Source organism: Sphingobacterium sp. NPDC055431 (genome assembly GCF_053644255.1).
In genome coordinates this window covers 12,518-24,833 of record NZ_JBSHLH010000014.1, presented here as the reverse complement: position 1 = coordinate 24,833, position 12,316 = coordinate 12,518, and the positions used below count along the sequence as shown (strand labels likewise).

Below are 12,316 nucleotides of genomic sequence, written 5' to 3'. Positions count from 1 at the left end.
AATTATATAGTAATCATAAGATAAAATGAAAAAAGATTTGCATCCATCAAACTACAGATTAGTTGTATTTAAAGACATGTCTAATGACTACGCTTTCGTTACTAAATCTTGTGTTGATACAAAAGAAACTATTACTTGGGAAGATGGTAACGAGTACCCATTGGTAAAGTTAGAGATTTCTCACACATCACACCCATTCTACACTGGTAAGATGAAATTGGTTGATACAGCTGGACGTATTGATAAATTCCGTAGCCGTTACAACAAAAAGTAATATTCTTTACTATAAAGAAACTGATATTATCCCGATAAAGTTTATTTGTCGGGATTTTTTATGTACATTTATTTCATGTCGCTAACCATAGTTTTATTTGATAACGCGCACTGGCGTAAGCGTCTCTTTCCTTTTGCTTCAACCCGTCCGGTTGGCAATATCAGAACAGGTATTTGTACATTGAATGAAAAATGGGAGCATATTTTCCAATCTCCTGTAACTTATTTTACTGCTGATCATCTATCCGGAAAATACCCCTTTGAACATCAGGATTCTCCTGAATTTCTTTTTATCAGGGCAAATGTCCTGCCTTCTGAAAGCTTGGTCAAAGAATTGAAAGCAATGGAAAAAGGAGATGTGCTGGTCGATGAAACTTCATGGATCGCCATCAAGACCAGCGAACCTAGTCTGGACCTTGAAAACCTATTTGAAAGTTACAATCCCATCAAGTCATCTTCTGAAATACACTGTATAAACTTTCTGGAAGATATATTCCTTCAAAATAAATCCCAAATACTTTTCGACTATAATTTATTGACCGCTGGTCGCCAATCTGCTGCTATCAGTGAGACTAACATGGTTTTTGGTTCTTGGATATTTATTGAAGAGGGTGCTCAGGTGGAAGGAGTAAGCTTAAATAGCTTGGAAGGGCCTATTTATATAGGAAAGGATGCAAAGATTGAAGAAGGGGCGTTTTTGAAGGGTTATGTGGCTATTGGTGATGCTGCCAGGGTGAAGTCGGGAGCGAGGATATATCCAAATACCAGTATAGGTCCGGGAAGCACCGTTTGCGGAGAAATCAATAATACGGTGATCTGGGGAAACAGTGCCAAAGGACATGAAGGTTATTTAGGTTGCTCTGTGATCGGCGAAGGCTGTAACATAGGAGCCGGCTCCTCCAATTCGAATCTGAAAAACAATTGGCAGTTTGTACGGTTGTTTGATTATGAGGATCTTAGCTACCGTGAGACCAGTGAATATAAATGTGGATTATTTATGGGTGACTATGCGATGTGTGCCATAAATTCTTCATTTACAACAGGGTCCGTAATTGGCGTCGGCTCACAGATTGCAATGTCAAAATTTATTCCCAAATTTGTGCCTGATTTCAGTTGGTTGACCGACAGAGAATCGACTGCTTATACTTTTGAGAAATTTATCAATATGATGGAGCGAAGGGAACAAGTTACAGGTTCGGATAGTCTGCAAAGCAATCTCTCCATTTTCAAATATATATTTGATGATGTCAAATACCTACATGTGGAAAATCAATCTTAAACATATAATAAATACAAAACACTATGCGTAAAAATATTGTAGCTGGAAACTGGAAAATGAACATGGATTATGAGCAAGGAATTAGCTTGTTCTCAGAAATCGTGAATATGGTGAAGGACGAGGTGATCGGAAATCAAGAAGTCGTTGTATGTAGCCCATTTATCCATTTGGCAGCAATTTCTAAATTAAGTGCTTCTACCAAGAATGTATCTATCGGTGCCCAAAACATTAGTCAACACGAATCTGGTGCTTATACTGGTGAGATCTCTGCATCGCAGGTGAAATCTACTGGTGCAGAATACGTGATTTTGGGACACTCTGAACGCCGTGCTTATTTTGGTGAAACAGATGAGCTTTTGGCAGAGAAAGTTGATGCCGCACTTAAGCATGATCTAAAGCCTATTTTCTGTATCGGTGAAACGAAGGATGAGCGCGAGTCGGGTTCATATTTTGATGTGATCAAATCACAATTGAGCAAAGCCCTTTTTCATTTAGATGCAGAAGCTTTTAAAAACATCGTTTTGGCCTATGAACCGGTTTGGGCAATCGGAACTGGATTGACAGCTAGCCCTGAGCAAGCTCAAGAAGTCCATGCTTTTATCCGTAAAACCTTAGCTGATCAGTTTGGTCAAGAGGTTGCTGACAATACTAGCATTCTTTATGGTGGTAGTGCCAATCCATCAAACGCACAGAGCCTATTCTCTCAGCCTGATATCGACGGTGGATTGATCGGTGGTGCATCATTGAAATCACGTGATTTCTTGCAAATTATTAACGTTTTTAACGCTTAAAATATGAAGTATACAGCAGTTGCTTTTACATCCTCCAATATTGAGGAATGGCAAAAGGATTTGCTTATAGCTGAATTGGCAAACCTTGGTTTTGATACTTTCGAGGATCAAGACCAAGGTTTTGTTGCTTATATTCCAGCTGCCAACCTGGATATCCAGGCTTTTGAGACTGTTTTGGTCGCCGAAACAGAAGGCTATGACATTTCCTATGAGGTGAAAGAATTGGAGAACAAGAACTGGAACCAAGTTTGGGAAAGCAATTTTAGTCCTATTGTAGTCGATGATCAATGTTATGTTCGGGCTACTTTCCATGAGGATAAGCCTGAATATCCGTATCAGATCATCATTGATCCGAAAATGTCTTTCGGAACAGGCCATCATCAAACTACCTCCATGATGCTTTCGTACATCTTGGAAAACGATTTTGATGGGAAGGCTGTTTTAGATATGGGCTGCGGAACTGGGATCTTGGCGATCCTGGCTTCTAAAAGAGGGGCATCGAATATTCTTGCCGTTGATTTTGATCCCATCTGTGTGGAAAGTGTGTTGGAAAACAAGCTGCTGAACCATGTAGACAATATTGAAGCTAAATTGGGCTCTAAAGAGGCAATAGAAGGCAAGAAATTTAATACTATATTGGCAAACATCAATAGAAACATCTTGTTGGATCAATTTGATGTATATTTTGCTGACCTTGAAAATCCTGGAGAGTTGTACATCTCCGGTTTTTATGATGGTGAGGATTTAGATATCTTAAAGAACAAAGCTGAAAGCTTAGGTTTTCAATTTGTAGAAAAAAAAGTGCTGGATACCTGGTGTGCAGCCAAATTCATTAAAGCAAACTAAATGCGCATTCATTTTATTGCCATAGGCGGAAGTATCATGCATAATTTAGCTATTAATTTAGCTGAACAAGGCCATCAAGTAACGGGTTCTGATGATCAAATCGTAGAGCCTTCGAAATCTCAGCTTCGTGAAGCTGGTTTGTTGCCGAAAGAGCTTGGTTGGTTCCCAGAAAAGATTACAGAGGATATTGATGCTGTAATTTTGGGGATGCATGCCGATGAAAACAATCCTGAACTACAAAAAGCTAAGGATTTAGGGATCAGGATCTACTCTTTCCCTGAATTTGTCTATGAACAGAGTGCCGAGAAAACACGTGTTGTCATCGCCGGTACGTATGGTAAAACAACCATTACCAGTATGATCATGCATGTCCTGAAAAAACTGGGACGTAATTTCGATTATCTGGTAGGGGCTCAGTTGGAAGGATTTGATGACCTTCTGCAATTGAATCCTGAAAATAATTTAATGATTATTGAAGGGGATGAGTATTATGCTTCAGCAGTTAATAAACAATCCAAATTCTTAAAATATAAGCCCAATATTGCCTTGATCAGTGGTATTGATTGGGATCACTTTAAAACCGTTATCACAGAAGAAGAATATTTTAAGCAGTTTGAGGACTTTATACGTACGATTGTACCTAAAGGCACGCTAATATATAACAAGGACGATAAAAACACCAGAGAAGTGGTCGAAAAGACCATGGATATCAAAATAAATCGCCATGGTTATAAATTGCCAGAGTATACCATTAACAAAGGCGTAACATACATCCATGTCGCCGATGAGAATATTCCCCTAAAGGTTTTCGGAAAACATAATCTATCCAATATTGCTGGGGCTTTCACGGTTTGTGAGTGGCTAGGAGTGAAGCGAGATGAGTTTTATGGCGCAATCCAGGATTTTAAGAGCTCAATCCGGTACCTTGAGTTTGTCGCCAGCCAGAACGGAAGTGTAGTATATCAGGACTTTGCGCACACGCCAAGTAAACTGCGGTCCAGTATCCATGCCGTTAAGGAACAATTCCCGAATCAGGCATTGGTAACTGTCATTGAATTAAATGCCTACGACAGTCTTGACTCTGAGTTTATTACGGAATACGCAAATTCGATGAATGAATCGGATTTCGCTGTCGTATTCGTTAATACATCACTTATAAAGGAAAAAAATATTGCTTTAGATAACTTAATTTGGCGTTTAACTGAAGCTTTTAACCATCCTTCCTTCCATGTGATCACGCAAATGTCTGATTTAGAGGATTTTTTGGAGACTTTTAAGTCTAATGGGTATAATTTGCTGTTTATGAGTTCAAACAACTACAATGGAGTAAATATGAGTAGTTTTGCAGATAAATTTTTGAGAAATTTTTAACATTCTTTCTGAATTTTTTTAAAATTTTAATAATGGGATTTTGAAATTTACTTTATTTGTTTAAATTTGATAATTACTTAATAAATAAATATTTTACATTTTACCCATGAATGCATTAGGAAAAAAAATTAGATTACTTAGACATCAAAAAGGATGGAGTCAGGAGGATGTAGCAAAAAGGCTAGATATTTCGATTCCCGCTTTTTCTAAGATTGAAACTGGAATTACTGATGTCAATTTATCGAGATTAAACCAAATTTCTAAATTGTTTGGATTATCTCTTGTACAATTGTTGTCTACTTCAGACCCTGAAGAAGACAAACAAATTCAGAATGAAGTAAACGAGCTTCAAAAACGTCTTCAAGCACGTGAAGTAGAAGTTATCGATTTGCAAAAAAAGGTAATTGACTTATACGAACAATTACATAAGAAATAACAAAATTATTTCTAAAGGAAAAAGCCTTGTACATTGCGTGCTAGGCTTTTTTTTATTTTCAGTGAAAAAATATTAAACAAAAAAAATGCGCAATTTTACTTGCGCATCCCTATTGTTAAATCATAAAGTCTCTTATTATCCTAAATATGATTTTAGGATCTTGCTTCTAGAGGTGTGTCTCAGACGCTGTAACGCCTTGTCTTTAATTTGACGCACACGCTCCCTAGTCAAGCTGAATTTCTCTCCAATCTCTTCCAATGACAATTGATGGTTTGATCCTAATCCGAAGAACAATACAATGATTTCTCTTTCGCGCTCTGTTAAAGTAGCCAACGATCTTTTGATTTCTTCCGATAATGACTCATCGATTAATGAACTGTCAGTGTCAGGGTCGCTGTTTTCCAAAACGTCCAATAGGGTGTTTTCTTCACCTTGTACAAATGGTGCATCCATAGATACGTGACGTCCAGAATTACTTAATGTATCCGAAACTTTGTCAACCGTGGTTTCCAAAATATCCGCTAATTCTTCTGGAGATGGTTCACGCTCATATTCTTGCTCCAATTTTGAAAAGGCCTTGCTGATTTTGCTTAAGGACCCTACTTGGTTCAATGGTAAACGAACGATACGAGATTGCTCAGCAATTGCCTGTAAAATTGATTGACGAATCCACCAAACTGCATAAGAAATAAACTTAAACCCTTTTGTCTCATCGAATCTCTTTGCTGCTTTTATTAAGCCTAAGTTCCCTTCGTTGATCAAGTCCCCTAAGGTCAAACCTTGATTCTGGTATTGTTTTGCAACGGATACTACGAAACGTAAGTTGGTTTTTGTTAATTTCTCCAAAGCAACCTGATCGCCTTCACGAATTCTTTGAGCTAGAATAACCTCTTCTTCTGCCGAAATTAAATCTACCTTGCCGATTTCATGCAAATACTTGTCTAGTGATTGCGATTCACGGTTGGTGATGGATTGTGTAATTTTGAGCTGTCTCATCTAAATAAATAAACCTTTCTTTTCTGAAATGTTTGCAAACATAACGAATTTATCCCAATTATTTCTAATCTTATTGTAATTTATTAACTCATTATGAGTTAGTTATCTGTGGTGAGTTGATGTTATACTAACATCAAAAATCATTCCAAAAACCTGTCAATCTCGCCGATTTACAAGTATTTAACACACATTTAACTAATTTTTTTTGCGTATTTCATTTTCCTTTTTCTCGTTATAAAACAAATCGAAACATGAATTGTTTTCATCAATAATATTATTCAAAAGCAAAAATAGATCTGTTATGCCTATAATTGTTCATTTAGACGAAATCATGTCTCAGAGAAAAATGTCTCTGAATGAATTGAGCGCAAAAGTTGGTATCACACTTTCCAACCTTTCCATAATTAAAAACCAAAAGGCTAAAGCAATACGAATCAGTACATTGGATGCGATTTGCAAAGCCTTAGACTGTCAGCCTGGTGATATTTTTAAGTATGTAGAAGATTAATCTGTCAATTTGTCCAAGCGAAAGCCCCTAAGAAAATCACTAACTAACATTCTCTTCTTTCCTTCAATTTGTACTTCAGTAAGTTTTAGATAACCGTCTCCAGTTGCAAATTTCAAACTCGTTTTTCCATCCGATAGGTAAGAACCAGGTAAATCATTGTGTCCCGTAATTTCTTTTTCAGCTGAATAAATCTTTAAGACCTTGCCATCTAACTGGGTAAATGCCGCGGGATATGGACTGAGACCCCTGATTAAATTATAAACTTCTTCTGTACTTTTATTCCAGTCGATCAGGCAATCCTCTTTAAAGATTTTTGGAGCATGCTTTAATTCTGAATTCTCCCCTAAATCATCCTGTGGGATTGGGTTGATGTTGCCTGTTTTTATGGCATTTACGGTTTTTATCAGTAATTCTGCTCCAGCAAACATCAATTTGTCATGAAGGTCTCCGGCATTATCGGTATCGGAAATAGGGACTTCTGTCGAATATAGGATGTTCCCAGTATCAATTTCATGCTGCAATAAGAAGGTCGTGACACCTGAACTTTTTTCACCGTTAATAATTGCGTGATTAATTGGAGCTGCTCCGCGATAATTTGGTAGTAATGATGCATGTACATTGATTGTTCCCTTCTCCGGCATGTTCCAGACCAATTCAGGTAACATTCTGAAAGCAACCACCACTTGCAAATCTGCACTGTAGGATTTTAATTCTTCCAAAAAGGTGGGGTCTTTTAATTTTTGCGGCTGAAGCACAGGGATGTTTTGTGATACCGCAAATTGCTTTACAGCGGATTCATGGATTTTCTGACCTCTTCCCGCAGGCTTATCAGGACCCGTAACTACTGCAACCACTTCTTCACCCGCATCGATCAATGCTTTCAACGAAGCAACTGCAAAGTCTGGGGTGCCCATAAATATAATTCGCATATATGAATAAATTACCTTAAGGATGCTAAGACATCCTTATTGTTGGACGACAAATTTTATTAACTTTGCGAAGTTACAAATTTAATTTAAGCTTGAATTTTCCATATTTCTTAGCCAAGAGGATCACACTTGAAGGAAACCGTACGTTTTCCAAATTAATCGTGCGCGTCACTATTGGGGCTTTGGCCTTGGCTATTATGGCTATTATTCTTGCTGTAGCAATCCTTAATGGATTCAAAAGCGAAATTACGGAAAAACAAAGGGGCTTTTTTGGTGATATCATTATCCTCAAGAATGAACAAAATGACTCCTATGTCAATTCCCCAATTTCAATGGACGAAAAGCAATTAGCTCGAATCAAACAAAATCCCAATGTTTTAGAGGTTTATCCTTTTGCTACCAAGGCCGGTATCATGAATGTGAAGGGGGAAGTTGAAGGAGTCCTGATGAAAGGGATCGATAAAGACTATGACCAAGACTTTCTGTCCAAAACAATCCTTGAAGGCGATACCATAAACTTCTCTGCCGAAGATGCCGATAATCAACTCTTGATTTCTTCCTTGATGGCCAATAGGCTCCATCTGAAAGTTGGTGAAAGCTTTATCATGTACTTCATCCAAGAGCCGGTGAGGAAACGAAAATTTGTTGTCAAAGGAATCTTCTCCACCAACTCCGAGGAACTTGATAAAATATATGTGATCGGTTCGCTACCCTTGATCAGAAGGTTGAACAATCTCGAGGATCATCAAGCTGGTGGTTATGAAGTCCGTGTTAAGGACTTTAACCAACTCTTTAAAACTACAGATGAGCTAAACAATAATTTGGGGGTAAGTCTATATGCTACCAATGTTGTCATGCAAATGCAGGATATCTTCAATTGGCTGAATATGCTCGACATGAACGACAATATTATTTTTGTTCTGATGGTGGTGGTGGCAGTCATCAACATGACCTCAGCATTATTGATCTCCATTTTGGAAAGATCACCGATGATAGGGATGCTTAAGGCATTAGGGATGAGAAACACAAAGATCAGGACTGTATTTCTGTACAATTCATTATACCTTATCGGTTACGGACTTGTCCTTGGCAATCTGGTAGCCTTAGGTTTATACGCATTCCAGACCAGTACGCATTTTTTCAAGCTCGATCCAAGCATCTATTATGTTTCCTTTGTGCCCATGGAAATATCATGGATGGCAGTTTTATGGCTAAATGTTTCACTCATTGGCATTGCCTTGGTCACTTTGTTTATTCCATCTATGTTGATCTCGCGGATATCACCGATAAAGACCATACAATTCAAGTAACATTCTTGCCAAATTACTGGCCCTAATCATTATTTACCTTAATTTTCATTATCTTTCCGATGAAAACAATCTCAGTTTTCAATTGTATTGACTTACAGAAATAATTATATGAGCGACAAAATTTTTGACCACTTAATCCACGCGTTCGAAGCACCACTAACTAATCCGGTGCTTATATTTTCTCTAGTACTCTTCATTATTTTATTGTCACCCATATTACTGAGACCCATCAAAGTCCCAGGTATTATAGGACTGATTATCTCAGGGATGATCATTGGCCCGCATGGACTGAACTGGTTGGAAAAGAATTCCGCTGTAGACCTTTTTTCTACCATAGGATTACTTTACATCATGTTTATTGCAGGTTTAGAGCTAGACATGAACGAATTCAAAAAGACCAAGCACAAGTCTGCCATGTTCGGTCTTTTCACCTTTATTATCCCAATTTCCATTGGATTTCCGGTCTGTTATTATGTCTTGGACTATAGCCTGCTCACCAGTATTTTGATTGCGAGCATGTTTGCCACCCATACTTTGGTTTCTTATCCTATTGTTAACCGTTACGGTATTTCTAAAAACGAGGCCGTTGCTATTACCATTGGGGGAACCATCTTAACGGATACCGCGGTGTTGATCATTTTGGCTGTCATCAAAGGTGCTTCACAGGGTGATATCAACAATGAATTCTGGGTAACCCTAGGTATTTCCTTTGCGATTTTCCTATTTATCATGTTCGGCGTCATTCCGAAAATCGCGAAATGGTTCTTTGAAAAGGTGGAAAGTGAAAAAACTGGACATTATATTTTCGTGCTTACCGTGGTGTTCTTTGCTGCTTTCCTTGCCGAGATGGCAAACCTTGAACCTATCATCGGAGCATTCGTTGCCGGATTGGCATTAAATAAACTGATTCCCCATTCATCCGCTTTGATGAACCGGATCGAGTTTATTGGTAACGCAATATTTATCCCATTCTTCTTGATTTCCGTAGGGATGATCGTCGATATTGGTGTGATTACCAATAGCACGGGATTGACCGTGTTTTATGTAGCCGGTGCATTGACTTTGGTAGGTATCGTAGGTAAGTTCTTGGCAGCTACGGCGACCCAATGGGCTTTCAAATATTCTACCAACGAGAGGAACCTGATCTTTGGCTTAAGTAATGCCCATGCGGCAGCGACCCTAGCTATTATTATGGTCGGATATAATAACGATATTATTGATGAGAATGTCCTGAACGGTACGATTATGCTGATTCTTGTCAGCTGTATCATAGCATCTATAGTCACTGAAAATGCTTCCAAGAAAATTGTATTGGAAGGAAGACAACATGAAGAACATATCGAGCATGTGGAAGAGCATGACGAGCAGATCGTCATCCCTATTGCGAACCTGAATAATATGGAAGCCATCCTAGATTTTGCCACCTTGGTCAAATCAAAGAAATCTCCGCATCCATTGAATATCCTAAGTGTCGTGCCGAACGATGAATTGGCCGAAAGAAACCTGCATCAAGCAAGGCAGAACCTGGATAAAATGGCGAGATACGCCTCAGGTTCAGAAACGGAGGTCGAATTGCAGACCAAGGTCGATTTCAATATTGCAAATGGGATCAGTAGGGCATCCAAAGAAGCTTTTGCAGACTGTCTGATCTTAGGTTGGCCAAGTGCAACGAGCTTTGTTGAAAAGATCGTCGGTGAAAAAACCGAAAGTATCCTGAACCGAACAGATTCTACCTTAATGATGTGCAGGATCGAGAAACCGTTCATTACCAATAAGTCCATCACCGTTTTCGTTCCGCCATTAGCTGAATCTGAAGTAGGATTCGCTTATTGGATGGAGAAAATGACCAAGTTGGCATCCGAATTGACCCTGCCTATTACCTTCGTATGTAATCATAGAAGTCATCAGGCCATCATCCAGATGTTGGATTCCCTGAAATCTAGTGTTCCTGCAACTTTTGAACACTATGAAGATTGGGACAATATCTATGGATTGGCAACATTTAGCAATGCAGACTCGATGTTAGTCTTTGTTTCTGCTAGATATGGTGATGTTTCCTATCGAGATTCATTGGACGGACTTGCAAAGAGAGTAGGGAAGTACTATAAAAATCAGAACTTACTATTGATCTTTCCTTCTCGTCTTGAGGACCAACATATTGATGAATACGAAGATATCCAAACTGCGCCGATCTTTAGAAGGATCAGCCGTGAAATTGGAAATATGTTTAGTAAAGATAAATAACAATAAATCAGATTATTATGTCAGATAAGATCAGTATAGATTCAACAGGTAAATTATTAGTTCCCGATCAGGTTACCATACCTTTTATTATCGGCGATGGAATCGGTCCTGATATTTGGAAAGCTTCAGTAAGGGTTTTTGATGCAGCAGTTCAAAAGCTATATGCTGGAAAGCGTAAAATAAATTGGAAAGAGGTCCTTGCTGGAGAAAAAGCTTTCAATGAAACCGGAAGCTGGTTGCCAGAAGAAACCTTGGATGTTTTCAAGGAATACTTGGTAGGGATCAAAGGACCATTAACCACTCCAATTGGAGGAGGTATTCGTTCCTTGAATGTAGCATTGAGAAAAGAGTTAGATCTATATGTCTGCCAACGCCCCACAAAATGGTATGAAGGCGTTCCTTCGCCGGTTAAACATCCCGAAAAAGTGGACATGGTAGTTTTCAGGGAGAATACAGAGGATATCTATGCAGGAATTGAATTTGCTGCGGGTACCGCTGAATCCAAAAGGATCCAAGATTTTCTAAAGAATGACTTAAACGTCGATTACAGCTTCAGCAACAGTACTGGGGTAGGATTGAAGTTTGTCTCTGAAGAAGGATCAAAGCGACTTATCCGCGCGGCAATTGAGTTTGCATTGGCAGAAGGACGTAAATCCGTAACGCTGGTCCATAAAGGCAATATCATGAAATATACTGAAGGGGCCTTTAAAAACTGGGGTTATGAATTGGCAGAAAAAGAGTTTTCCGACAAAGTCTATACTTGGAACCAATGGGAACAGACCAAGGCTAAGGATGGTCAGGATGCTGCAAATGCGGAGCAGAAAGCAGCTGAACAAGCCGGTAAACTGATCATCAAAGATATTATTGCCGATAACTTCCTTCAGCAGATCCTGTTGGCACCACAAGATTATGATGTGATTGCCACCCTGAACCTGAACGGAGATTATATTTCAGATGCTTTGGCTGCCATGGTAGGAGGAATTGGAATTGCCCCCGGAGCGAATATTAATTTCAAGACCGGCCATGCCATCTTTGAAGCGACACATGGTACTGCACCAAGGTTCGCAAATACCAATACCATGAATCCTTCATCTGTAATCCTTAGTGGGGTTATGATGCTGGAATACATGGGCTGGATAGAAGCTGCAGATGCCATTGTTGATGCATTGGCAAAAACCATCAAGGATAAAACGGTTACCGTAGATTTCTATAACTTGATGGAAGGAGCAACACTTCTCAAAACATCGGAATTCGCAGATAAGATCATCGAAAAGATTTAATACTTTGCATTTCATGCATAAAAGCTGAACTTTACAAGGTTCAGCTTTTTTTG

Annotated in this window: 12 protein-coding genes; 10 read left to right on the top strand and 2 right to left on the bottom strand. The window is 38.8% G+C overall.

Translation table 11 applies throughout. The features are described 5' to 3' along the window. Positions 1-25: 25 nt before the first annotated feature. From ACWIB3_RS12950 to ACWIB3_RS12925, 6 genes are all read left to right on the top strand, one after another. Positions 26-274, top strand: coding sequence for a type B 50S ribosomal protein L31 (locus ACWIB3_RS12950; RefSeq protein ID WP_093096812.1), 249 nt, complete (start codon positions 26-28; stop codon positions 272-274). Between the two features lie 75 nt (positions 275-349). Next, positions 350-1,552, top strand: a complete 1,203-nt coding sequence (locus ACWIB3_RS12945; RefSeq protein WP_454291800.1) for a putative sugar nucleotidyl transferase — start codon at positions 350-352, stop codon at positions 1,550-1,552. A gap of 23 nt (positions 1,553-1,575) precedes the next feature. Then, the gene (gene tpiA, locus ACWIB3_RS12940; RefSeq protein ID WP_185216414.1) at positions 1,576-2,343 is read left to right on the top strand and encodes a triose-phosphate isomerase; all 768 of its coding nucleotides are present in this window, start codon (positions 1,576-1,578) and stop codon (positions 2,341-2,343) included. Between the two features lie 3 nt (positions 2,344-2,346). Beyond that, positions 2,347-3,189, top strand: coding sequence for a 50S ribosomal protein L11 methyltransferase (gene prmA, locus ACWIB3_RS12935; protein ID WP_454291799.1), 843 nt, complete (start codon positions 2,347-2,349; stop codon positions 3,187-3,189). Continuing rightward, the gene (locus ACWIB3_RS12930) at positions 3,190-4,560 is read left to right on the top strand and encodes a UDP-N-acetylmuramate--L-alanine ligase (protein ID WP_185212238.1); all 1,371 of its coding nucleotides are present in this window, start codon (positions 3,190-3,192) and stop codon (positions 4,558-4,560) included. A gap of 106 nt (positions 4,561-4,666) precedes the next feature. Then, positions 4,667-4,996 carry a helix-turn-helix domain-containing protein gene (locus ACWIB3_RS12925; RefSeq protein ID WP_093096800.1) on the top strand — a complete coding sequence of 110 codons (330 nt, stop codon included), beginning with the start codon at positions 4,667-4,669 and terminating at the stop codon, positions 4,994-4,996. A gap of 135 nt (positions 4,997-5,131) precedes the next feature. Here the strand turns inward: ACWIB3_RS12925 and ACWIB3_RS12920 are convergent, their stop codons facing one another. Beyond that, positions 5,132-5,992 carry a sigma-70 family RNA polymerase sigma factor gene (locus ACWIB3_RS12920; protein WP_093096797.1) on the bottom strand — a complete coding sequence of 287 codons (861 nt, stop codon included), beginning with the start codon at positions 5,990-5,992 and terminating at the stop codon, positions 5,132-5,134. 301 nt (positions 5,993-6,293) lie between these two features. Between ACWIB3_RS12920 and ACWIB3_RS12915 the strand changes: the two genes are divergently transcribed. Continuing rightward, positions 6,294-6,500 (top strand): helix-turn-helix domain-containing protein, encoded by a 207-nt coding sequence (locus tag ACWIB3_RS12915; protein ID WP_093096784.1) that lies wholly within the window; start codon positions 6,294-6,296, stop codon positions 6,498-6,500. On the opposite strand, the gene fmt is transcribed toward ACWIB3_RS12915, so the two are convergent. Next, on the bottom strand, positions 6,497-7,429 hold the full coding sequence (fmt, locus tag ACWIB3_RS12910) for a methionyl-tRNA formyltransferase (protein ID WP_454291798.1): 933 nt from the start codon (positions 7,427-7,429) through the stop codon (positions 6,497-6,499). The genes ACWIB3_RS12915 and fmt overlap by 4 nt on opposite strands. Before the next feature lie 92 nt (positions 7,430-7,521). Between fmt and ACWIB3_RS12905 the strand changes: the two genes are divergently transcribed. From ACWIB3_RS12905 to icd, 3 genes are all read left to right on the top strand, one after another. Further along, entirely contained in the window at positions 7,522-8,739 is a 1,218-nt protein-coding gene (locus tag ACWIB3_RS12905; protein WP_454291797.1) for an ABC transporter permease, read from the top strand. A 108-nt stretch (positions 8,740-8,847) separates the two neighbouring features. Beyond that, positions 8,848-10,983 carry a cation:proton antiporter gene (locus tag ACWIB3_RS12900; protein WP_185212235.1) on the top strand — a complete coding sequence of 712 codons (2,136 nt, stop codon included), beginning with the start codon at positions 8,848-8,850 and terminating at the stop codon, positions 10,981-10,983. Between the two features lie 17 nt (positions 10,984-11,000). Continuing rightward, entirely contained in the window at positions 11,001-12,263 is a 1,263-nt protein-coding gene (icd, locus tag ACWIB3_RS12895; RefSeq protein ID WP_313259379.1) for an NADP-dependent isocitrate dehydrogenase, read from the top strand. Positions 12,264-12,316: the final 53 nt, after the last annotated feature.